This window comes from Flavobacterium flabelliforme (genome assembly GCF_017948675.1).
Classification (GTDB): Bacteria; Bacteroidota; Bacteroidia; order Flavobacteriales; family Flavobacteriaceae; genus Flavobacterium; species Flavobacterium pygoscelis.
In genome coordinates, this window is record NZ_JAGFBU010000003.1 from 145,066 (window position 1) to 170,258 (window position 25,193).

At 32.1% G+C, this 25,193-nt stretch carries 18 protein-coding genes; 10 read left to right on the plus strand and 8 right to left on the minus strand.

From position 1 onward, the window contains the following. Nucleotides 1-153 precede the first annotated feature (153 nt). Complete coding sequence (locus tag J3S90_RS09355; protein ID WP_210645977.1) at nt 154-1,662, plus strand: DEAD/DEAH box helicase; 1,509 nt, start codon at nt 154-156, stop codon at nt 1,660-1,662. Between the two features lie 94 nt (nt 1,663-1,756). Beyond that, nucleotides 1,757-3,478 (plus strand): FAD/NAD(P)-binding protein, encoded by a 1,722-nt coding sequence (locus J3S90_RS09360; RefSeq protein ID WP_210645978.1) that lies wholly within the window; start codon nt 1,757-1,759, stop codon nt 3,476-3,478. A 464-nt stretch (nt 3,479-3,942) separates the two neighbouring features. Here J3S90_RS09360 and J3S90_RS09365 read toward each other — a convergent pair whose 3' ends face one another. Both J3S90_RS09365 and dinB read right to left on the minus strand, forming a co-directional pair. Then, nucleotides 3,943-6,987 (minus strand): DNA polymerase III subunit alpha, encoded by a 3,045-nt coding sequence (locus tag J3S90_RS09365; RefSeq protein WP_210645979.1) that lies wholly within the window; start codon nt 6,985-6,987, stop codon nt 3,943-3,945. A 3-nt stretch (nt 6,988-6,990) separates the two neighbouring features. Further along, nucleotides 6,991-8,172, minus strand: a complete 1,182-nt coding sequence (gene dinB / locus J3S90_RS09370; protein ID WP_210645980.1) for a DNA polymerase IV — start codon at nt 8,170-8,172, stop codon at nt 6,991-6,993. A gap of 84 nt (nt 8,173-8,256) precedes the next feature. Here dinB and J3S90_RS09375 point away from each other — a divergent pair, with 84 nt between their 5' ends. The 3 genes from J3S90_RS09375 to ligD all read left to right on the plus strand — a co-directional run bounded on the left by J3S90_RS09375 (nt 8,257) and on the right by ligD (nt 13,118). After that, the gene (locus tag J3S90_RS09375; RefSeq protein WP_210645981.1) at nt 8,257-9,033 is read left to right on the plus strand and encodes an XRE family transcriptional regulator; all 777 of its coding nucleotides are present in this window, start codon (nt 8,257-8,259) and stop codon (nt 9,031-9,033) included. Between the two features lie 64 nt (nt 9,034-9,097). Next, nucleotides 9,098-10,477, plus strand: coding sequence for an exonuclease domain-containing protein (locus J3S90_RS09380; protein ID WP_210645982.1), 1,380 nt, complete (start codon nt 9,098-9,100; stop codon nt 10,475-10,477). Nucleotides 10,478-10,616: 139 nt separating this feature from the next. Continuing rightward, a complete protein-coding gene (ligD, locus tag J3S90_RS09385; protein WP_210645983.1) occupies nt 10,617-13,118 on the plus strand; it encodes a DNA ligase D in 2,502 nt (833 codons plus the stop codon). Here ligD and ku read toward each other — a convergent pair. Both ku and J3S90_RS09395 read right to left on the minus strand, forming a co-directional pair. Next, complete coding sequence (gene ku / locus J3S90_RS09390; protein ID WP_210645984.1) at nt 13,115-13,888, minus strand: non-homologous end joining protein Ku; 774 nt, start codon at nt 13,886-13,888, stop codon at nt 13,115-13,117. The genes ligD and ku overlap by 4 nt on opposite strands. 97 nt (nt 13,889-13,985) lie before the next feature. Continuing rightward, complete coding sequence (locus tag J3S90_RS09395) at nt 13,986-14,177, minus strand: hypothetical protein (RefSeq protein ID WP_210646189.1); 192 nt, start codon at nt 14,175-14,177, stop codon at nt 13,986-13,988. A gap of 198 nt (nt 14,178-14,375) precedes the next feature. Between J3S90_RS09395 and J3S90_RS09400 the strand changes: the two genes are divergently transcribed. Further along, on the plus strand, nt 14,376-14,993 hold the full coding sequence (locus tag J3S90_RS09400) for a YciE/YciF ferroxidase family protein (protein ID WP_210645985.1): 618 nt from the start codon (nt 14,376-14,378) through the stop codon (nt 14,991-14,993). Between the two features lie 184 nt (nt 14,994-15,177). Here the strand turns inward: J3S90_RS09400 and J3S90_RS09405 are convergent, their stop codons facing one another. Then, nucleotides 15,178-15,618, minus strand: coding sequence for a peptidoglycan-binding protein LysM (locus J3S90_RS09405; RefSeq protein WP_317192537.1), 441 nt, complete (start codon nt 15,616-15,618; stop codon nt 15,178-15,180). A gap of 363 nt (nt 15,619-15,981) precedes the next feature. Between J3S90_RS09405 and J3S90_RS09410 the strand changes: the two genes are divergently transcribed. Together J3S90_RS09410 and J3S90_RS09415 are read left to right on the plus strand one after the other, a co-directional pair. After that, a complete protein-coding gene (locus J3S90_RS09410; protein ID WP_210645986.1) occupies nt 15,982-16,416 on the plus strand; it encodes a response regulator in 435 nt (144 codons plus the stop codon). A 21-nt stretch (nt 16,417-16,437) separates the two neighbouring features. Further along, a complete protein-coding gene (locus tag J3S90_RS09415; protein WP_210645987.1) occupies nt 16,438-20,019 on the plus strand; it encodes a PAS domain S-box protein in 3,582 nt (1,193 codons plus the stop codon). 80 nt (nt 20,020-20,099) lie between these two features. Here J3S90_RS09415 and J3S90_RS09420 read toward each other — a convergent pair whose 3' ends face one another. Then, the gene (locus J3S90_RS09420) at nt 20,100-20,645 is read right to left on the minus strand and encodes a hypothetical protein (RefSeq protein ID WP_188050819.1); all 546 of its coding nucleotides are present in this window, start codon (nt 20,643-20,645) and stop codon (nt 20,100-20,102) included. 163 nt (nt 20,646-20,808) lie between these two features. Between J3S90_RS09420 and J3S90_RS09425 the strand changes: the two genes are divergently transcribed. Both J3S90_RS09425 and J3S90_RS09430 read left to right on the plus strand, forming a co-directional pair. Further along, nucleotides 20,809-21,456 (plus strand): SOS response-associated peptidase, encoded by a 648-nt coding sequence (locus J3S90_RS09425; protein ID WP_210645988.1) that lies wholly within the window; start codon nt 20,809-20,811, stop codon nt 21,454-21,456. A 26-nt stretch (nt 21,457-21,482) separates the two neighbouring features. Next, complete coding sequence (locus J3S90_RS09430) at nt 21,483-21,863, plus strand: hypothetical protein (protein ID WP_210645989.1); 381 nt, start codon at nt 21,483-21,485, stop codon at nt 21,861-21,863. A 310-nt stretch (nt 21,864-22,173) separates the two neighbouring features. On the opposite strand, the gene J3S90_RS09435 is transcribed toward J3S90_RS09430, so the two are convergent. Then, the gene (locus J3S90_RS09435) at nt 22,174-22,914 is read right to left on the minus strand and encodes a DUF3891 family protein (protein WP_188050816.1); all 741 of its coding nucleotides are present in this window, start codon (nt 22,912-22,914) and stop codon (nt 22,174-22,176) included. Nucleotides 22,915-23,121: 207 nt separating this feature from the next. Then, nucleotides 23,122-24,777: a helix-turn-helix domain-containing protein gene (locus J3S90_RS09440; protein ID WP_210645990.1), complete on the minus strand. Its 1,656-nt coding sequence runs from the start codon at nt 24,775-24,777 to the stop codon at nt 23,122-23,124. Between the last annotated feature and the right edge of the window lie 416 nt (nt 24,778-25,193).

Here is a 25,193-nt window from a genome sequence, read left to right on the forward strand (position 1 = left end):
TTGTAGTATTACTTTTATTGTCATAAAAATTAAAAAATCACATTACTGAAAACAGGTATTTTACTTGTTTAGAAATCAATTAATTCATTTAAAAATATTTCTAAAGTTTCATTATATCTTTAATAAAAGTAGTGTTTAAATAGACTTTAAAAGATGGAAATTACACCGCAAGCTGCAACATCATTTTATGATTATCAGCAAAGAGATATAGCAACAATTTTTGACACAATAAAAAGTGAAGCAAAAAGTAAGCTTTTATACCAGTTGCCAACTGGTGGTGGAAAAACTATGGTTTTTTCTGAAATAGCCAGACAATTTATTGAGCAATACGGTCAAAAAGTAATGATCATAACCCACAGGAAGGAACTTTCTAGACAAACTTCAACTACTTTAAGAAAGCTTACAGTTCACAATCGAATTATAAATAGTAAGAGTAATACTTTTATAAATCGTTCAAACTGTTATGTAGCTATGGTTGAAACATTGCGTAATAGAATTAAAGCAAAAAAAATTAAAACTAAGGAGGTAGGACTTGTCATTATTGATGAAGCACATCATAATTCGTTTAGAAAATTAACTAAGAGCTTTAAAAATGCGTTTGTAATTGGAGTAACTGCAACACCTTTCAGCTCTGATATTTCAAAACCTATGAATCAGTATTACAGTAAGCTTCTTACTGGTGAGAGCATTGGAAATTTGATTGACAAAGGTTTCCTTTCTAAGCCCAAGTCTTTTATTTATGAAGTAGAATTAAATTCTTTAAAAATTGGAATTCATGGAGATTTTACAGTTAGTTCCTCAAACCAATTGTATAGTTCTGCTCCAATGCAGGAACTATTATTAAATGCCTATAAAGAAAATGCTTCAGGCAAGAAGACCTTAATCTTCAATAATGGAATTGCAGTGTCGCAACAGGTAGAGGAAAATTTCAAAGCAGCTGGAATAACAATAAGACACTTAGACAATAAAACTTCTGATGAGGAACGTAAGGAAATCTTGAAATGGTTTAGAACCACGAAAGATGCCGTTCTTACTTCGGTATCTATTCTTACAACCGGTTTTGATGAACCGTCAATTAAGCATGTAATATTAAATAGAGCCACGACATCTATTACTTTATATCATCAAATGATAGGACGAGGAGCAAGAAGACTATCTTCAAAGAAATCATTTGGAATTACTGATTTAGGAAACAATATTCAGCGATTTGGACCATGGGAAGCTCCTTTAGATTGGAATTACATTTTTAATCATCCAGATGCTTTTGCTAAACAATTAAATTATCAAGCAAGTTCTGCTTCAGCTGCACAATCAAATGCCATTACAGCAGAAATGCGAGCGCTTTTTCCTAATACATTAGAAATGGCTTATGATATAGAAGAGAATTACCAGGAAGCGATTGATAACGATAGAAAACCAAAAACAGTGATTCAACAATCTATTAGACAACATACAAAGATGTGCTTAGATAATTCAGAAACATTGTCTCAAGCTATAGCTTTAGCAGTAGAATTACTTCCTGAAATAGAATGGCGCGTGAAGCAATACGTAAAATGTCTTGACAACGCGAGCAAGAATTATAAGGAATGGCTAATTGAAGATTATCAAAATCGCCTTAAAGGTTTGATTATAAAATTGTATTCTAGAGTAAATACATTATAAAATGTTTAAATATGAATAGTGTGAGTTTCTGTTACTGTATTTAGGTACAGTAAACAAGAATTTAAAAAACTTAATTAAAACTCAATAATAATAAATGGAATTTATAAAATTAAAGAGAAAAATTGCGATAGTTGGAGGTGGTCCAAGTGCATTATTTATGTATAAAAGATTAATCGAATCAGGATTTAATCATTTTGAAGTTGAAATCTTTGAAAAAAATAACAATTTAGGGTCAGGTATGCCTTACAGTCCGTTAGGAGCAAATATCGAGCATGTAACAAACGTGTCTGATAATGAAATCCCAAAAATAGTTACGTCAATTTCTGAGTGGATACATACGGCACCTAAAAATTTATTGGAAGAGTTTAAAATTTGCCCAGATAATTTTAGTGAATACAAGGTTTTACCGCGTTTGTTTTTTGGTCATTATTTAACTGCCCAATTTGAATTATTGCAGCAATCGGCTGTTTCAAAGTCTATCTATACGCAAGTTCATTATGGAACTACAGTAACAGATATTGATTATGATAAAAGGAGTAAAGAGATTTGCATTAAAACTAGTGATAGTATAAGTCAATTTGATGATGTAATTATTTGCACTGGACATAATTGGCCCATTCGTTATGAAGGAAAAATTAAAGGCTATTATGATGCTCCATATCCACCCTCCAAATTGGCTAAACAGTTTAATCATAGTGTAGCAATTAGAGGTTCTTCACTTACGGCTATTGATGCAATTCGTACCCTTGCTAGGAGTAATGGTTGTTTTTATAAAAATGATAACGATGTTTTAGAGTTTCGTTCTGATGAGAACAGTCCCGAATTTAAAATTATAATGCATTCGCGAAATGGTTTATTACCAGCAGTTCGATTTCATCTAGAGGATTCGCATTTAAATAGTGACTCTATACTAACAGAGGAAGAAATTCTATTACACAGGAAAAAGAAGGATGGATTTCTCTCATTAGATTTCCTATTTCAAAAAAACTTTAAAGATGCTTTTATTGAAAAAGATTATGAATTTTATAAAAGCATCAAAGATTTATCTATTGAAGAATTTGTAGATAAAATGATGGATTTAAGGGAAAGAATTGAACCATTTCTGCTCCTTAAAGCAGAATATGTTCAGGCTGAAAAGTCTATTAAGAGACATGAAAGTATTTACTGGAAAGAAATGTTAGCGGTTCTAAGCTTTGCTATGAATCACCCTGCAAAGTATCTTTCTGCAGAAGACATACAGCGCCTACAAAAGGTACTTATGCCTTTAATATCACTTGTGATAGCTTTTGTGCCTCAAGAATCGTGTAGTGAGCTTCTAGCTTTGCATCAAGCGGGTATTTTGCAAATTGTTTCCGTAGGTGAAGATAGTGTTGTGGAACCGGTTATTGAAGGAGGAATTAAATATAAGCTTTATGGTGACCATGATAAAGAAAATATTTTTTACTATGAGACTTTTATTGATTGCATAGGTCAGCCGCACTTATCTTATGAAGATTTCCCATTTAAAAGTATGCGGGATCGAAAAATTATAACCCCTGCAACTTTTAGATTTAAATCTACAGAAATTGCGAAAAGCACATTAGATGCAGCAAGTTGTATCGTCACAGAGGATAGCAATCATAATTACTACTTACGTGCTTCAGGAATTGCAATCAATGATAATTATCAAATTATAGACCAATATGGCGCATATATTAAAAACGTTTATATAATGGCGGTGCCTTATATTAGTGGTTTTAATCCAGATTATTCTGGATTAGATTTTTGTGAAGCAGCTTCCTTACGTATTGTCCAAAGTATTTTTGCAGAGGTATAATGTCTAAAATTTTGAATTTCAAAATTTTGATAAGTTTAAAAAAAATTATAAAAATTAATTTAATATGTTAATATTTTTCAACAAAATTAAATATAGTATTGATTAATTGACAACTTAGTTGCACAATGTAAAGCGTAAATTTTACCATGAATGAAGTTTAAATTATTATTAAATATAATTAAAAGAAAACCAGGTTAACAAAAAAATGTAGTCATTGAGTTTATTTATCAACATTTTAACCTTCAGTAACTGATAAATAAAATAAAGTTTCTTAACATACACGTCAATTTAAGAGAATTCGAGGTAGTTAAAATTCTATTTACAAAATTTATAGTTGTTCTTTATCTGTTTAGAATCAATTGCCAAAAATCAATTTTTGTAAGTTAGTATAATAATTTAAAATTATAAATTTATAAATTATCGAAGCTTAAGTAACGGTTTATAATTTTACTACACTGATTATATCATACCATCTTATTCCTTGGTAAATTAATTTCATGAGCTCTTGGATAGGGATCTCTGCTAGTTCTACTCACATCTTCTTTGATATTTTCCTGAGTGATATACTGATGATCTTTGGCATCAGAATATCTTGGATCAGGGACAAAAGGCATTTTAGCCATTTTTAAAATCGTAACTGTAGGGAAATGATAGTCTACTTCGACTATTCCTAATAGTAAATAACAGCCTCCACCTTGAAAAGGAAACTGAATTAAGTTATCCGGAAAGTGCGTTGTATCAAAGTAATTACCTTCATGATCAATCCAAGTTCCAAAGTACATGGTTCCCCTTACCGTAGGAACTTGTTTTCTAGAAATTAGGTATGCTAACATGCGAACTTGCTTTTTATGATGCAGGATTAAATCTTTAGCCATTACATCACCGCGAAAAGGACTTTGCAATAAATCAAAAACGGTAAATGAAGTGGGGAAGTCTAAAAGGTCAATTTCGTCAAAAGCATCTTCAAAACGAGAGCGTTCTAGAGTTGGTAATTTATATTCCTTTACTGATTCTTGCAGCAATAACATTTGATTGTCAGTTACAGATGAATTAAATAGCAAGCTCGCTAAAATTAGTAGTTGGTTTTTAGTTTTTCCAGTTTCACGAAAAGCACCAATAAATATTAAAAGCTTCAAACTTTCTAAACCTATTTTTACTCTGTTGCAAAAATCCTCCATAGAAACATAGTCTCCATGAAGTTCTCGTTCCTTTAAAATAGCATTTGCTAATTTTTCGGGAAGACCTTGTAAATGCATAAATCCCAAATAAATCGAATCACCATAAAGCGTTGTGGTGAACTCACTTTTATTTACACATGGATTGTGGATAGTTGCTCCAGCCATTCTTGCTTCATGAACATAAACTTCCGTTCTATAGAACCCTCCTTGATTGTTTATCACAGCAACCATAAATTCAATAGGATAATATACTTTTAAATATAGACTTTGATAACTTTCAACTGCATAAGATGCCGAATGCGCCTTACAAAAGGAGTATCCTGCAAAAGACTCTATTTGCCTGTAAATCTCTTGACTAAGCGCGTCTGCATGACCTTGTTTAGCACAGCTTTCAAAAAAGTGATCTTTTACTTTTTGTAAAGCAGTTAAGGATCGTCCTTTTCCGCTCATAGCTCTTCTTAAAATATCGCCATCAGCTGCAGGCAAACCGCCATAATGCAAAGCAATCTTAATTACATCTTCCTGATAAACCATAATTCCATAAGTTTCTCCAAGTTGCTCTTCAAAAACTTTGTGGAAATATTCAAACTGGTCAGGATGATTATGTCTAAAAATATATTCTTTCATCATTCCAGACTTAGCTACTCCAGGACGAATGATAGAAGAAGCAGCCACTAATGTTTTATAATTGTCACACTTTAAACGACGAAGTAAACCACGCATAGCTGGACTTTCAATATAAAAGCAACCTATTGTTTTTCCTTGTGATAAAAAGGAATTGGCTTTAAGTTCATTTTTTGAAATTTTAGTATCTCTTATATTGATGCGTATCCCTCTATTTTTAGCAACTAGTTTCACCGTATCATCAATATGACCAATTCCTCTTTGACTTAAAATATCAAATTTTTCAAAACCGATAGATTCGGCAACGTGCATATCAAATAACACAATTGGAAATCCCTTTGGTGGCATTTCTAATGGCGTGTAATTGGTGATGGGATCTTCAGAAATTAAGATTCCGCACGAATGCATACTGCGCTGGTTAGGATATTTTTCTAATAACATTCCATATTCCTGTACTTCCTTTACCACACTATTATTCTGCTGTAAACGCATTGGATTCTTGGCAAGATGATCTAATTCGTCTTTTGGTAAACCAAAAACTTTACCCACTTCTCTAAAAATAGAGCGGTACTTAAATTCCACATTGGTTCCACAGAAAGCTACATTTTCATATCCATATCGGTTAAAGATATATTCTAATATTATATCCCTTTCCTGCCAGCTCCAGTCAATATCGAAATCGGGAGGACTTTTCCTATTTTCATTTAGAAAACGTTCAAAATATAAGTCTAGTTCGATAGGACAGATATCAGTAATCCCTAAACAATAGGCAATGATAGAATTAGCTCCACTTCCTCGACCAATATGTAGAAACCCTCTACTGTTACTGTATCGAATAATGTCCCAAGTGATTAAAAAGTAACCGCTAAAATTTAATTCATTAATAACTTTTAACTCTTTTTCTACTCGAGCTAAAGCGGCAGGATTTTCTTTTCCATAACGCCAATGCATACCTTGATGCGCTAAAGTGGTTAACAATGCAATATCACTTTCTCTTGAATTGGTGTAATATTTTTTGTTCTTTGGCGTGTCAAAATCGAATTGAAAATCGCAGGACTCAATTACAGCATTAGTATTAGAAAGTATTTGAGGGTACTCTTTATACGCTGCAATTAAGCGCTCTTGCGACACCATCACTTCTGAAGTAGTCGCAATATCAGATGGTTCTAATTTTGATAACAGAATATTGTTATCGATGGCACATAATATTTTATGGAGCTTGTATTCTTTTTTGGTTCTAAAAGTAACTGGCTGAAGAATTACTAATTTGTCAAAGTTCCCTTTGTATCCAAATAGTTTGCCCACATCTTCAGGTCTGATTCCAATATATTCATTTGTTTTTAAAACTGCCGGTGCACTTTCAAAAGCATAAATAATTAGTACAGCTTCAAAAGTAGGAGCTTCTACAGGGAGAGCAATATCTTTAAAGTTGTGATGGGTTAAAAAGCGGTTCATTTCTGCTAATCCACTTGCATTTTGAGCTAAACCAATATATCTAAATTCACTATTTGATCTAAATTCAATGCCTACTATCGGCTTTATGTTTACATTTTTACAAGCAGTAATGAAATCATAAATTCCAGTAACGGTATTAATGTCAGTAAGTGCCATTGCAGTGAGCCCACAAGCAACCGCCTTCTCGATTAAGTCATCGAGAGGAATCGTTCCATAGCGCAATGAATGATAAGAATGGCAATTGATATACATAATTTATGACTTACGCTTTAAAATAATGTCTTTAGAATTAGGCTTCAAAGATGCTCCTGCACAACGCATCACAGAGTCATAACCATAGCGACTTTTCATTTTATCCATAGCAGCATAGAGTGAAAGCATTTCCTCTGTATCTTCAAAAAGATCTATTTGATACGTTCCACGAACTAAACCGCTAAAACGGATCCCAACTAATCGCAAGCGCATTCTTCGCTGATATAAAAGATCAAAAAGTCCTAATACTTTTTTAGTAAGTAAATGGTCTGCTGATGTGTAGGCGATTTTGCATTGTCTGGTTTCTGTATCAAAATTAGAATAGCGAATCTTGACAACAACAGTTGAAGTAAGCCATTCTTCTGAGCGCAATTGAAATGCTAGTTTTTCAACCATTCCTGAAAGAATTGATTTTAAGTGAACAATATCAATAGTGTCTTGCGTAAATGTATGCTCGCTTGAAATTGCTTTACGCTCGGTATAAGGCTCCACGGGATTGTTGTCAATTCCGTTAGCTTTTTTCCAAATCTCTACTCCATTTTTGCCAATCATTCTTTGCAACACTTCTGCAGGCATTTCAGAAAGAGTCTGTATAGTTCTAATCCCAATTCGTGATAAAAGTTGAAAAGTAACATCACCAACCATAGGTATTTTTTGGATTGATAAGGGATTCAGAAAGTTTCTTACTTGGTCTTCAGGAATATCTAAATTTCCTTTTGGTTTTCCCTCTCCAGTTCCTATTTTTGAAACTGTTTTATTAATAGATAAAGCAAAGCTTATCGGTAATCCAGTTTCTTTCAATACCCGCTGTGCTAAATCATTTGTCCATTGGTAACAACCATGAAAACGATCCATTCCTGTTATATCTAGATAGAATTCATCGATACTTGCTTTTTCAACGATTGGTGCTTTTTCTTGAATTACTTCGGTAACCAAATGAGAAAGCTGAGAATAACGTTCCATGTCTCCTTTAATGACCTTGGCTTGCGGACAAAGTTTTAACGCCATTGCTGTAGGCATAGCAGAACGCACTCCAAAACGTCTTGCTTCATAAGAGCAAGAAGATACAACGCCACGATCTCCCCCACCAATAATTAGAGGTATTCCTTCAAGCTGAGAATTATTCAACCTTTCGCACGATACAAAAAAAGTATCTAGATCCATATGTACAATTGAGCGTCTCATTTTATTTAATTTGAAATTTCAAAATTAGTACATATAATAACATTTTTTAGTATATTTGTTGTTATAAATTATAACATAATTATTATGTCCTTATTTTCAGACAATATTAAGGCTTTGCGTGCAAAACATAAATTATCTCAGGAGAAAGTAGCTGAAGGCCTTGAAATCACTAGAGGTCGCTATGTAAAATACGAAGATGGAACTTCGGAGCCACCCTATGAAATTTTAAAAAAAATAGCTCGATTTTATCAAGTTAGTTTGGATCTTTTATTGTTTGTGGATGTTAGAACAGTGGATTTAGATACTCTCCTTAAATTAGATAATAATCGCATTATTTTGCCAATTCAAGTAGATAGTTTTGGCGAAAATCGTATCGAAGTTGTAACACAAAAAGTGAAAGCAGGATATTTAAGTGGTTATGGTGATCCTGAATATATAGAGCAATTGCAACAGATTTATTTACCTTTTTTAGGAAATGGAAAATATAGAGGATTTCCAGTTGAAGGAGATTCGATGCCACCACATCAAGATGGAGATATAATAGTTGGACGATATCTGGAGCAATTAGGTGAAGTCCTAAGCGGCAAAACTTATATTATAATTACAAGATCTGAGGGAATGGTTTATAAAAGATTAAATAAGAAAATAGAAAATTCTTTGACCGTTTCGTCAGACAATTTTTTCTATCCTGCATATGAAGTCAGAGCCTCTGATATTTTAGAAATTTGGGAATATCAATGCAATATTGGTCGAAGTGATAAACAATCAGAAGCATTAGAAAGCACTAGTATAAAAAATATGTTTATCGAGTTAAAGAATGAAATAGGTGATTTAAAAAATAAAATAGCGTTAACCAATTAATAGTATTAATAATCAAAGTAATAGCGTCCTTGCGAAAGAGAAATTATTACATCTTAATAATTAAATGAAAAAACAAGAATACGCAATAGTAGATATTGAAACTACAGGTGGTAATGCTAGTTATAGTAAGATCACGGAAATCGCAATTGTAATCCACGATGGTGAAAAAGTAATTGACCGTTGGGAAACACTTGTAAATCCGCAGAAGAATATTCCGCCGGCGATATTTGCCTTAACAGGAATTACAAATGAAATGGTGGAGAATGCACCAACATTTGACTTGATATCTGATCAAGTTTTTGAAATGCTTAATAACAGAGTATTTGTCGCTCACAATGTAAATTTCGATTATTCATTTGTCCGTCATGAATTAGGTGAAGCAGGATTAAAGTGGACCGCAAGAAAACTGTGCACTGTTCGTGCAACCAGAAAAATAAGACCAGGCCTGCCTTCATATAGTTTAGGTAGATTATGCACATCCTTAGATATAGTCTTAGAAAATAGACACCGCGCTGGAGGTGATGCAGATGCCACTGCAATTTTATTCTCAAGATTATTGGAATGGGATGCTGACGCTGAACTAAGCAAGATGATAAAGAATACTGCTCAAGATCAGCGCTTGCCGCCAAATCTTCCTCCTCAAGATTTTGAGAACTTACCGGAGAAACCAGGTGTCTACTATTTTCACGATGAACACAGTAAAGTGATTTATGTTGGTAAAGCAATCAATTTAAAAAAGAGAGTTGCATCACACTTTACAGGTCATAAAATTACGCCTCAAAGACAGAATTTTTTAAAAGACACTTATTCTATTTCGTTTGAAATTTGTGCTACAGAATTAATGGCACTATTGTTAGAAGGTTCTGAAATTAAGAAACTATGGCCTAAATATAATAAGGCTTTAAAAAAGTATGAACCAAAATTTGGACTTTTTAATTATGAAGCAAGAAGTGGATATCAGTATTTAGCCATTGGAAAAATTACAAAAAATCAAAAGTGTATTGAAACATTCAGTTCATTATATGATGGAAACAATAAATTACGCGAGTTAGGGACAAAATTTGAAATAGATTATAGGTTTTGTATTTATGGAGTTAACTGTCAAGAAGCAGATTTATTAGATACTTTGAAAGAGGACCTTCCAGATTTAAGTAGCCATAATGATAAAATAGACGCTGCCTTAGATTTTTTCAAAAGTAGTTTACCAAGCTTTGCAATATTAGATAAGGGAAGAACTCCAGACGAAAAAAGTTGTATATGGGTTGATAAAGGACACTTTTATGGAATGGGGTATATTTCATCTGACTTAGTAATTACACAAATATCAGAAGTAAAAGAACATATTACTAGATATGCATCAAATCAGTATTTCGTTCAAGTAATTAACGCTTTTGCAGAAAAAGCTCCTAGTAGAGTACGACTTTTAGAAGATTCAAATACGTAGCAATTTAATAATTCTCAACTGAAATTAATGATGTAATTATGTAAGGCTTTTATATGTGAAAAGTCGTAAATTTGGAATAAGGTGTTAAATACTGCTATTTAATAAATTAGCATATAAGTAAATCAAATTCTCCAGCAATATGTCATTAGAGAAATATAAAGATAAGCGCAACTTCGACCAAACGGAGGAACCTGAAGGCAAAATAGAACATTCAAAAAGTGAACTTATTTTTGTAGTTCAAAAACATGCCGCGTCTCATCTACATTATGATTTTAGGTTAGAGATGGGAGGGGTTTTAAAAAGTTGGGCTATTCCAAAAGGACCTTCTTTAGATCCTGATGTAAAAAGGCTAGCAGTGCAAGTTGAAGATCATCCTCATAGTTATAGAGATTTTGAGGGTACTATATCTAAAGGCAATTATGGCGCAGGCAATGTGATAGTTTGGGATAATGGAACTTACACTTCAACTGAAAAAAAGAATTTAAAAGAGGATGAAGACCTGCTTTTAAAAGGATTCAATAAAGGACATATTAGTTTCACATTACATGGTAAAAAACTTAATGGAGATTTTTCACTTGTAAAATTAAAAGGCAAGCAGGATAATACATGGCTGTTAATTAAGAAAGAGGATTCCTTTGCTTCACTAGAGGATATTTTGAAAAGTGATGCTTCTGTACAAACAGGATTAACTTTGAAAGAAGTTCAAATCCAAGGTAAGTCATTAGAAAAAAAACAAACCACACAAGAGAATAAAAATAAAGAAATTATATTTCAAAGTCCTATGCTGGCTACACTTAGTAAGAATGCATTTGATAATAAAAAGTGGGTATTTGAAAAGAAATATGATGGATTTCGCATTCAAGCTTTAATAAGTAGTAATAAAGTTTCCTTATACAGCAGTAACGAGCAAATTTATACAAAGGATTTTCAATCTGTAGCTGATGATTTAAAAGTAATTGATCATGAAGTAATCCTAGATGGAGAAATTGTAGTTGAAGATAAAAATGGTAAATCTGATTTTCAAATGCTCCAGAATTTTCTTAAAACTGGTGAAGGCAATCTTAAATATTACATTTTTGATATCTTAAATTTAGATAAAAATGAAATTGTTAATTTAAAATTATTAGAGAGAAAGGAATTGCTGAAAATCTTACTTCAGCAATATAAATTTAAAAGAACTTTTTATTCAAATCATATTTTTGAAAAGGGCATTAAACTTTTTGAAAAAAGTAAAAAGGATAATGAGGAAGGTATTATGGCTAAGAGAGCTGATAGCACCTATCAATTAGATAAGCGTTCTGCTGACTGGTTAAAAATAAAAAATTATCTAGAAGAGGAGGCTATCATAATAGGGATTACTAAACCAAAAGATAATCGAGCTTACTTTGGTGCTTTACTCTTAGCACAATATGATAATGGAGTTTTACGATATATAGGAAAATGTGGAAGCGGTTTTACCGATGAAAGTTTGAAAACATTGTATAACAAGTTTAAAGATTACCTCTTAAATCAATCTCCCATAGAAGAAAAGATAAAGCTCCGCGAAACTATCCAGTGGATGAAACCGCACTTTATTTGTACAGTTAAATTTTCAGAGTGGACTACTGATAAGCGATTAAGACATCCTGTTTTTTTGCGAATTCGTGATGATAAAAAGCTTAAAACAGTAGTGAGGGAAGATAATTCGTTGCAGCAAGAAAATAGTTCTTCAGTAAATAAGTTTGAAAATTTAGAAGAGGATTTAAAAGTTAAAATAGGCAAACAAAACCTCATTTTAACAAACTTAAATAAAATATATTTTAAAGGTGATATGATTTCCAAGGGAGAGCTCATACATTATTATAGTGAAGTAAGTGATTATATATTACCCTATTTGAAGGATAGACCGCAATCTCTAAATAGATTTCCAAATGGTATTGATAGTACTAATTTCTATCAAAAGGATATTAATCTTGACAAATCACCAAAATGGTTAAAAACTGAAAAAGTATATTCTGATTCCAACGATAAACAAATTGATTATTTAATATGTAATGATAAAGAGACTTTAATCTACATGGTAAATTTAGGATGTATTGATTTCAATCCTTGGAATTCCACTATTAAAAATCTTGAAAATCCCGACTGGATGGTTATTGACATTGATCCGGATGATGGTAATTTTGTAGAAGTAATTAAAACTGTCTTAATGGTTCGTGAAGTGTTGGATAAATTAGAAGTAGAAAGTTACTGTAAAACTTCTGGAGCTACCGGCATGCACGTTTATGTTCCTTTAGGAGGAAAGTATAATTATGAATCCGTAAAAATATTTGCTCAAATAATCGCGAGAGAAATTCAATCTAAATTACCAGAAACTACTACTTTAGAAAGAAGTATAAATAAGAGAAATCATAAAATTTATATTGATTATCTTCAAAATAGAAAAGGACAAACTATAGCTGCGCCTTACAGCGTACGGCCACATGCAGGTGCAACAGTCTCTACTCCATTAGAATGGAGTGAAGTTCAACTTAAAATGCGTCCTACTGACTTTACCATCAAGAATGCATTGAAAAGGTTTGAAAGGAAAGGAGATCTTTGGAAACCCGTTCTTGGTGCAGGAATCGACATCAATAAAGTTATTGAAAAGTATAATAGTTAAGAAGATTTTTTCTTTTCTAAGCTTGCCTTTAACATCGCCATTAAATCATCATTTTGCTTGTGAACCACTTTTAATGCAGGAGCTTTAGCTTTAGTGCCTTTAGCTTTAGCTTTAATTATTTCCATTAATTTATCAGAATACTCGTCCTTATAAATTGAAATGTCGAACTTTTCAGTAAGTTGCTCTACCAACTTATTTGCCATGTCTAATTCTTTTTCTGTAGTTTTCTTGGAAACAGCTGGCAACTTTAATTCCTTAGTATCTCTGATTTCCTGCTGGAATCTAATTTTATTTAAAACAATAACATTCTTGTATGGCTTTAGAATAGCAAGAGCTTCCTTACTACGCATGACAAAACTAGTCACACCTACTTTGCCTGATTTTTGCATTGCATCACGTAAAAGCGCATAAGCTTTAGCCGCACCTTTATCAGGCTCTAAATAATAAGGTTGTTCGTAATACAAGCTATCGATTTCTTGCTCAATAGTAAAACTTAAAATATCTATAGTTTTACTTTTAATTGCATCTGCAGCTTCAAAATCTTCGTCATCTAAAACAATATATTTTTCTTCAATTTTAAATCCCTTCACTATGTCTTCATAGGCAACTTCTTTGCCTGTAGCTTCATTAACACGCTTAAATTTAATATTAGAATGATCTTTTTTGTCAAGCATGTCTAGATCTAAAGTACTTGTTTCAATAGCTGAACAAATTTTGATGGGGATATTTATAAGTCCGAAACTAATTGCTCCTGTCCAAATTGATGTCATGATATTCTATTTAAATTATTAAATTTATTTAATTGTGCATTTATCCACAGATTCATAATAGGGATGATATTTAAAGGCCATTAAAGTGAAATAACTATTATTTAACTGGCTCTAATTCTAATTCCATAAACTTACCAGTAGCAATCGATCCATCTTCATTTTCCCATTGCGTTATTACATTTTCAATAAAAGCAGGTTCAAATCCTATTATTTCCATTACCTGATCTCTAAGCTGTAGTTTAACTTTCTGGCCTACTTTATATTCTATACGTTTCTTCAATAAATCCATACTTCAAATTAATTAGTGGTGGAAATCAAAGTTAAAAATTATTGCAAAATAAAATTTATATCTATAGCTGTAAATTTTATAGAATTATAAACGAAAGTTAATTAAAAAAATTCTGAAAAATAAGCTAGGAATTATATAACATTCAAATATTAAAATATTTTTAAATTTGTAAAGCAATCAAATTAAACACATTATATTATGAAAACTACTGAAAAAGATATTAAAAGTAAAACAGCCACAAAAAGTACAGGTGAGAAAAAAATGGATTCTGATAAAAAATCTACAGCTGGAAAAGTAAAAGCAAAATCATCTGCCGCAGATGGACTACGCGAATTATTTGTTGATTCTTTAAAGGATATTTACTGGGCAGAAAAAGCGTTGACTAAAGCTTTACCAAAAATGCAGAAAAATGCAACAAATGAAAATTTAATTGCAGCAATTGAAGATCACTTAGATGTAACAAATACTCAAGTAGACCGTTTAGAACAAGTTTTTAAAATTATTGGAGAAAAAGCAGTTGCAAAAAAATGTGATGCTATGGACGGTTTAATTAAAGAGGGAGCAAGCATAATGGAGGAAACAGAAATAGGTGCTGTACGTGATGCAGGTATAATCGCTGCCTCTCAAAAAATTGAGCACTATGAAATTGCAACTTATGGTACTTTAGTAGCATTCGCTAAAACTTTAGGAGAAGATCAAGCAGCTGAATTGTTAAGTGTTACACTTGCTGAAGAAAAAGAAGCTGATGTTACGCTAACAGAAGCAGCATACAATACAATTAATTTTGACGCAGCTGAGGAAGGCGAAGAAGAGTAAAGTATAACTGTTTTTAAATTTAAGAAGGCCCTCAACCATTATGGTTGAGGGCCTTCTTAATAAAGTACTTTTTCTTCGATTTATAGAGCAGTCGCAGTATATGTTACGGTCTGCTTATATGTTCCTGCAGGCTTACCAAGAAGTACGGTTTTTACTTTAATAGCTGAGATAGAATAATCAATACTCAATGATTTTTGAACCCTGAGGTCGCATTAGTTACTAATTTTTGATTAGTTGTAGATAAAGTGATAGTATTTAAAATTCCTACCATACTCCCTTCAATTACCGCTTGTACTTTCGATACGTTTACAGGAATTTTATTTGTACCGTTTGAAAAATCAGCACCTCCAGCTTTTACTTTAACATCGAAATTTTTAGATGAAGTTACAATTAAGCTATTTGCTACTGTTACATTTTTTGCTGCGTTATAATCAGCTGATGTAACATAATTAAAATCTACAATTCCATTACTAGCTACAGAACCAGCATCAATTGAAATAACGTCAGATAATATTAAATTAACTGTTGTGCTTGCCGCATTTGAAGTAGCTTGAGCTTGTGCGTCTGAAGTTCCAAAGATGAATGCTTCAAGAGCTAGTGCAGCGATAACGATTTGTTCTTTCATGATACTGTATGTTTGATTTTTTGTGTCTTGTTTTTTGTTCTTTTTGAACACTGCAAATCTACGTTAGGTTTAAAAATCGCTTTGTAGTGAAAAATGGAAAAACATGTAATTTAATCACTACAGGAATTTTTCCTACAGTTAAAAAAATAATTTATTTCTCAATTTATCTGTAGTTTTTCAATCAAGTTGTTTAAATATTTTCGGAGTTTAAATAGCATAGCTTTATTAGGATAATGATAGGGCATATTTGCGCAGATAAACTTGCGTTTTGATGCTTAATTTTTCTTACTTTTGAAGTGATTTTTATGAAAATTTTTATTACCCTAAAATTTCTGTTTAGAAATTTACTTGATATTCTTAATTATGGAAAAGTTATTGCTTGCCGACGATGATATGGATGATCGTCTTTTTTTTCAAGATGCTGTTGAAGATTTATTTTCGACCACTACTTTATCTACCGTTAGTGACGGAGTTGAACTAATGGAGTTCTTAACAAATAATACAGATCAATTACCTGACGTTCTTTTCCTTGATTTGAATATGCCGCGTAAAACAGGTTGTGAATGTCTATTAGAGATAAAATGTAATGAAGAATTAAAATTCATACCGGTTGTTATATTCTCTACATCTATGGATATTGATATGGTAAATAAACTGTATGAAATGGGAGCCCATTATTATATTAGAAAGCCAGGTGACTTTGGCATATTAAAAAAGGCAATTTATCAGGCAACAGTATTATTAACTGTAGACAAAATTAATCAACCCGAAAGAAGTAAATTTATTATTCAGTGCTAATACATTTTTAATCATTTCAATTTGAACAATCCATATTATTTTCTGGAAGGTGGAGGCGAAATGGGACTTCAAATTCGCAACAAAGACTGGACACAAACTCCGCTAGGAAGTCCAGATACTTGGCCTCAAAACCTACAATCTGCAGTTTCTATCATACTAAATAATCCTTTTCCAATGTATATCGCATGGGGAAAGGAATATCGACAAATTTTTAATGATGCTTATGTGCCCATTTTAGGACATCAAAAGGAGATAGATGCTTTAGGGAAAAGTACTTCTGAAACCTTTTCAGAGGTGTGGCATATTACTGAACCTATTTTTAAAGCCGTGGAACGAGGAGAATCTGTAGGTTTTTCAAACTTTATGTTTCCATTATTAAGAGAGGGCTCGATTCAAAACTGTTATTTTGATTTAGCATACAGTCCTATTTTTTTGCAGGATCGATCCATAGGAGGAATTTTAATAACCATTTTTGAGACTACCGCTAAGAACCTAGCAGATGAGGAACTAAATAAAAGCGAGAAGCGATTTAAAGCTATTGCTGATAATATTCCTAATCTGGCATGGATGGCAGACGAAAAAGGGGAGCTATACTGGTATAACAAACAATGGTATGATTATACGGGAACTACCTTTGAAGAAATGAAAGGTTGGGGATGGAAGTCCGTTTATCGTGAAGATGAATTGGTAAATATATTGCAAGAATGGAACTTCTCTTTAGAAAAAGGGATACCATTGGAGATGAGCTATGCCATTAAAGGTGCGGATGGAAATTATCAGCAATTTTTAACTAGAGCTCTTCCTGTAAAAAATGAGGAGGGAGAAATTACTACATGGTTCGGTACGAACACAAATATTACCTCTCAAAAAGCTGTAGAGCAGGCGCTCGATGATAGTAAAAAAGAATTAGAATTTGTAATTGAAGCTGCAGCTCTAGGAACATTTGATTATAATCCAATAACTAATAAATTTTCAGCTAATATCCGTTTAAAAGAATGGTTTGGTTTAAGTGCTGACCAGGAAGTAGACTTAGATGATGCCACAAAGGTTATTGTAGAAGAGCATCAAGAAAATGTTTTAAATGCTATTGCAAAAGCTTTGGATTTTTCTTCAGGAGGTATTTATGATATCGCATATAATATCGTAAATCCTATTTCTAAAAATGAAATTACATTGCATGCAAAAGGTAAGGTGTTATTTGATGAAAATAAAAAGCCATTCCGATTTAATGGAACAGTAGAGGATATTACGGCGCAAAATACTGCTCGTAAACAACTAGAGCAAAGTGAGAATAACTTAAAATCAATCATATTACAAGCGCCTATGGCTATTGCAATTTTGCGTGGCTCAGAGTATATTGTTGAAATAGCAAATGAAAGTGCTTTAGACTTATGGGGTAAAACCCCACAGGAAGTTGATAACATATCTGTTTTTGAGTCCATACCAGAATTATCTTTACAAGGAGTTAAAGAAATTTTAAATAATGTAAGAGCATCAGGAAAACATTTATCTACCACAGAGCTACCATTAAAAATTATGCGATCTGGTACCTTAGAAAATGTTTATATGAACTTCTCCTATGAACCTATTTACGATGATCAAAGCAACAGTAATAAAATTATGGTTCTTGGATATGATGTAACTACCCAAGTGATTGCTCGAAAAGAAATTGAAAAAAGTGAGCAAAGCATTCGTAGTTTGGTGGAAAGTGCACCATTTCCAATCGCGGTTTATACTGGGAGTGAGATGCGTATTACCCTTGCAAATCAATCCATGATTGATGCATGGGGAAAGGGAAGTGATGTTATTGGGAAATTATATAGAAATCTATTACCGGAATTAGAAAAGCAAAATATTTATGAGCAGATAGAAACGGTTTATAAAAGTGGAATAGCATTTAATGCTAAAAATCAGCCCGTAGCTCTTTTAAAAGATGGATTTTTAAAGGTTCATTATTTTAATTATAGTTTTACTCCACTAAAAGATTCAAGTGGTGCAATTTATGGCGTGATGAACACAGCTGCTGAAGTCACTGAATTGAATGAAGTCAAAGAAAAAATTGAAGAAAGTGAAAAGCGCTTTCGTAATGCGGTGCATCAAGCTCCAGTTGCTATGATAATTGTGCGAGGTCCAGAAAATATCGTCAACATGGTTAATGCTCCCTATTTAGAGTTAGTAGACAAAACCACAAATGATTTACTATCAAGACCTATATTCGAAGTTTTACCTGATGCAGAAGAAACTATAAGTCCTATTTTTAAAGAAATTTATAGAACGGGAGAAGCCTTTCATGGTTATGAATTCCCAGTGACTTTAACACGATTTGGTAAAAAGGAAAACTGCTATTTTAACTTTGTATATCATCCTTTATTAGATTTCAATACCGTAACAGGAGTTATGGTCGTTGCCACAGATGTAACGGCGAATGTTACAGCAAAGAAACTGTTAGAAGAAAATGAGCAAAAATTCAGACTTTTAGCCGACTCAATGCCTCAGTTTGTGTGGACTGCTGATGAAAGAGGAAAATTTAGCTATTTTAATCAAGCTGTGTTTGATTTCTCAGGTTATAATAAGGAAGAAATTATTGAAAAAGGTTGGCTCTCAATTGTTCATGACGATGAAAAAAAAGACAACACTGAAAGATGGATGGACGCAATAGCAACCGAGAAAGATTTTATAATTGAGCATCGCTTTCGAAAAAGTGATGGAACATATCGTTGGCAATTAACTAGAGCTATCCCGCAACGCGATAAAGAAGGAAAAATAAAAATGTGGGTAGGTACTAGTACAGACATTCAAGATCAAAAAATATTTACGACTGAGCTAGAACGAGAGGTTTTAGAACGCACAAAGGAGCTTTTTCAGAAGAATGATGATTTAGAAAAGATGAATAAGGAATTACAGTCCTTTGCTTATATATCTAGTCATGATTTACAAGAGCCTTTACGAAAAATTCAAACATTCGCGACTCAACTTAGAGAAAGAGAGTATGACAATATATCTGAGGGAGGTAAAGATAAGTTTATAAGAATGCAAAGTGCTGCTGATCGCATGCAAACACTTATTCAAGATTTACTTGCTTATTCTAGAACGAGCATTCAAGAACGTGTATATGAGAAGGCAAATATTTCCACTATAGTTAAAGAGGTAAAAGAAGATTTAGAGTACGATTTTGAAGGAAGAAGCACTACTATAAACATTATAAATGACTGCAAAATTGATGTTATTCCAGTTCAATTTAGACAAGTAGTATTTAATTTAATTACTAATTCATTGAAGTTCAGTAAACCTGATTGCGATGCAAAAATTACTATTGACAGCTTAATAGCTTTTGGATCAGAGTTAAATAATTTAAATCTGAAGCAAGATGTAGAGTACTGTTATATAAAATTTAGCGATAATGGAATTGGATTTGAAGAGGAATACAGTGAGAAAATATTTCAAGTATTTCAGCGCTTGCATGGAAAGGAAAAGTTTCAGGGGACCGGTATTGGTTTAGCGATTGTGAAAAGGATAGTTGAAAATCATCGTGGAATAATAACTGCACATGGAATTTTAAATGAAGGCGCAACTTTCAAAATCTTTATCCCTACTTCCCATTAAAATTTTTAAGAATTTTACATTATAATCAAAAAAAATACTCGACATAAATATGCCGAGTATTTTTTTTAAAATAGATAAGATTATCTATAAATATCTTGACCTCTATTTGTTTTCCAATTTTGTTCTAAGTAGTCAGCATCTTCGTCATTTCTTGGATGAACTCCCATTACAACATGACCGTTGTTAATACCGGACTCATACAATTTTGCACGATCTTCAGGTATTCCTGAACCAACTAATGCGCCAATAATTCCACCTGCAATTCCACCTGCACCTGCTCCAGCTAATCCAGCTGCTAATGGTCCAGCAACTATTAGTCCTAAACCTGGAATTACTAAACTTGTACCTATAGCTGCAATTACTCCAACAATAGCTCCTACTGTTCCACCAATGGCAGAACCAGTACCTGCAGTTTCAGCCGCTTTAGTTCCTAATTCAGATTTATCATTCTCTTCAGAATAGTATTTTTTTCGTGTCTCATCTGACATCACTAGATTAATGTCCTCTTTTGCATATCCGCGTTCATGTAATGCATTATATGCACTTTCTGTACTTTCACGGTCAGAGAACATTCCTGTTAGCATTTGACCTCTGTCATTGTTGTGGTTGTTGTGATTATTTTCCATAATATGTTTGTTTAATTGGTGAATTATGTTTCTCCTTTTACAAAGTTGGCAAATGCACAAATAAAAAGTCTTACACTATTTTATAGAATTTTTATGTAATTTAAAGTACTGATTGTGAGTGTTGTAAAAATCATTATTTTTGCTTATTTAAAATCCTAAGTACATGTGCTACCACACCATACAAACTAAATTGGCTTTACAAATTGAAAAGCGCTTTAATGCCAAAATTAAGGACAAGAGTTCCTTTGCACCTGATGATCACGTAAATGGATTTACATTTCCTAAAACTCCAATAATTACAAATGAGGATGTTACTATTATAGAGCACTTTAATTGGGGCTTAATCCCTGCTTGGTCAAAAAACGATGATATTAAGGTTATGACTCTAAATGCAAAGATTGAGACTATTAAAGAAAAGCCATCGTTTAAAGATGTTGTCAATCAAAGGTGTTTAATAATAGCAAATGGATTTTATGAATGGCAGTGGTTAGATTCTAAAGGAAAAAACAAAGTTAAATATCAAATAGGAATTGGGAATAAAGAGTTATTTGCTTTTGCAGGACTATATTCTCGATGGAATGATACGAATTCTGGCCAAGTAATTAGTACGTATACAATGTTGACGACTCAAGCAAGTCCATTAATGGCAAAGATTCACAATATTAAAAAGAGAATGCCGATAGTTTTACATCCAGAAGATGAAAGTAAGTGGCTTAATTTAACGCCAATCGAAGATTTCGCATATCCTTACAAGACGGATTTAGTGGCTAAGCAAATTTCCAATAATCCACAACATCTATCTTTGTTTTAATATTCGTAGTAATTAAAATTTAAAATATGCAACACGTACTGATTTTAAGCACCAAAAGAATTAATATTCCTGCTTCGCATTTTATACAACTAGTAATTTCATTGATAGATGAAAATGAGATGGAAATCGATTATTTTGGAATTGAAATCGATAATCCAGCAGATTATCTTGATGAGCAGATGAAATTAAAAATCAATACTACTTCGTTTATTACTATTCATTTTGAATGTGATAAAATTGATTATGGTAGTTATTCGGATGAAGCTGTTTTGAATTTTATAACTGATGTTTTACGTTATGATGAAGAAAAAGAGATAAAAGCAGATGATAAGGATATTGAAATTATCATTGATATTTCTTTAAAATTTTGCAATGAACTACTTCAAAAAAAAGGGTCGGCAGATTAAAATTTTACTAAATTATTTTTGGTGCTAATTACGCCATATATCGTATAAGAAACTTATTAAGAATCATTTTTCAAAGCTCAGTATAAATTATTTTACATTATATAGGTAACTTTAATTATATTTCCTTTTCCCGGCATATTGTGTAAATAAGGATTTATTTTTAATTACAATATCAAATCTTCTCATTTGGGTTCTTTTAAGAACATGATGGTAATTTTTTTAAGTTTTTTAAAAATTAAGCGTACTATTAGAGTTAATCTATAAATTTGTGTTGGTTTACAAAAAAATTAAAAGGAATTTAAAGCAAACATTATTTTGAAAAAATAAATTCTTTCCTTATTGTTGGAGATTTGCTGAAAATTTCATCAAATTCTTCCAACGAATCGAATTTTAGTTGTTCTACAATTTTATATTCATAAAAAACTTTAAAGGAATTTTCTTTAAATACCCAAGGTTTTAAAGATATTGTATTTTCATCTTTATAATAAACCTCATTTAAATCACCATCGGGACTTTCAGATACTTCCATTTTTCTACCTTCAGGTTGAATTTTATCCAAACAAATTAGCAAAGAAAATGCATCGCACCATTCAACTAATCTATATAAACGTTCCGAATATTTTTTATCAATATTAAGGTGCTTCAGTATTTGTTTACGATTAGTTTCTTGTTCCTTCAGAAATAAATTTAGCTTCGAATCATTTTCCTCATTAATACCACCAAAGATAAAATTTAAATGCATAGAGGTTAATAGAGCGTTTAACTGGCATTTAGAAGTAGCCAGTTCCATAACGTTTAAATATTGCTTTAGGTCAGTCTTACTTGAATTATCGCTTACTAAAAAATTTCTAGGTGCTCCAGCATCGGTTAGATTTTTATTTTCTAAAGTTTCTGCAACACCATCATCGTGTTCCGCTATTGCGATAAGTGTTGGAACAATAATCTCATTGGGTAATTTAATGTCATATTGATAAGCAATCATAGCAGCTAGAAGGCCATGAGAGCGCTGAGTAATAATTTTCCAACCTTTATTGTGTGATGCTACAATCATAATTGCATATAATTAAAGTTTACATTAAAAAAAAATTTAGTAATTAAAGGAGATTTATTCAAATTAGCCAATTTAATAATTATTTCCGCAAAAACGAATCAGCAATATAAAAATTTAAAAATTAAGCAGAGCCTCAATTTAATTCGAAAAGCAGAAACTACGGTCCTTACTGATGAGGCAATAGAATTATTTAAATTCTCCTTAAAATTATTTTAAAATATCTGCTGTTAAAGATTTGTTTAATTCCGTACAAAAATAGCTTGGGGATATCCCTGTACGGGTTTTAAATGCTCTTGTAAAGTTTTGCGTAGAGCCAAAGCCAGCCTCGTCTGCTAATGATTTGTTTTTGTAAATACGGTATTTATTTTCACTTTTAAGCAATTCTATGATATGATCAATTTTAAGATCAGTGATATATTCAATAATTCCTTTGTTACGATATTTTGCAATTATTTTGTAAGCATATTTAGTATTAGTATTCAATAAAGAAGCCAATTTCAATAAATTTATCTCTTTTTCGAGATACTTTTTACTGTGCTCGAATTTTTCTAATTTTTTTAGAATTGTAGCAACTACATCAGGATTTATATCTAGTTCCTTACTTGCTGATCCTACACATAATTTAGATGTTTCTGGCTTCCTGTTCATTAGTTCTTTGAATAATCTTTTATTTTTATAGTGCCTGTACACCAGTATCGCTATAAGCACTGTCATAACTGTCATCACAAGGCAGATTATAACTGTCCAGTACTGTTCAATGTTTCTTTGCCTTTGGAGTAATTTTTTTGTGTCGTATTCTTTGTGTATTTTCCCTGTAAGGTATTTGTAATCCTGGAGTAGTAACTTATCAACTTCTAAAAGTGTTTTGACATAATATAACTCTAAAGTTTTGTCGTTTTGTTGCTGATAATAATCTATTAAGAATTCATAGGCTTCCCGTAAATGAGGACGTATGTACTTTTGTTTTTGGAAAGCTTCATCTATTTTTAATAAATAGGGTAATGCCTTTATATGTAATTTTTGATCCCAATAGCTTTTTCCGATATAAAAATAGGCGGTTGTTTCGTTTATAAAGTCTTTATTATCAATCACAATAGGTAATATCTTTGTCAATTTTTTTATTGCATCTGTATAATTGTGTTGAAAATATTGATTTACGCCCTCTGAATGGATAAAGTATGGCTGCATTTCTAAATTTTTAAAGCGCAAGCCCTCGCTTATTCCCGTTCGATTGATCTGGCTGCACAGCTGATATTTACCTATTCGGTTATAACAAAGTCCTAACGAATGCAATGAATTTAAATAGGCACGTTCATTTTTTTTCTTGAAATATTTCACACATTCTTGAAATAATGCTGTTGCCTCATCGTAAAATCCAAGGTGATACTTGACCTGAGCAATTACATATTTTACTTTGTATATTAGATAGTGGTTGTCTGTCTTTGAAATATATTCATCAGCTATCAGATAGTTATCTAGAGCTTTTCTGTGCTCTTTATGATCGTACTGTATTATCCCTTTTGTCATATATGCTGATCCGATTAATTCGATGTCAGCTGTACTTCTCGCTGCAGTCAGCATACTATCTGCATATTTTAGTTGTAGCTTATTATCGCTTAAATAAATTAAAGCTTTATAAGACTGCGTCATTTGACCGAAGTTTTTCTCCCGTTTTCCTTTAGCTAACCACGATTGTGCATATAACCTCTCATTAATGCTATCTTTTTCCTCATATCGTATGTTGTTGCTAAAAAATTCATAGGTTTTACCGGAAAGGCTGTCTGAGATTAACAAATTATTTTGTTGCGCATAGGCATTATGAAACAGGCATACCCATAGTATTATTAAGTATTTTTTCATCATATATCTATAAGATTGGGGGCTTACCGATTAGAAAATGCAGGACTTATTTACCACTTTATTCTGTTCCTGCATACTAAAGTAATTAAAATAAATTAATTGATAAAAGAATTACGTTAATAAAGGGTTTTTTTATCTTCTATAATATAACTCACTGTATAGTTGTTATTTATCAGGAAATGTTATGTGTTCAATTCGTGAATTACATATGATAGATTCCCGAATTGGACAGTTGTAGACTTGCGGGGAGAGAAAAGAGCCATTAGTTTTGTCTTGAATTCAAATGGTTTTTTATGAGTAAAACCAACACCAACATTGTTCAAATTACCCCGGGAGAAATGAACTGATGAAAATAGTAATCAGTAACATTTAAAAAAAATATCTAAAATGAAAAAATTCAATCCATGTTTAAGCACTTC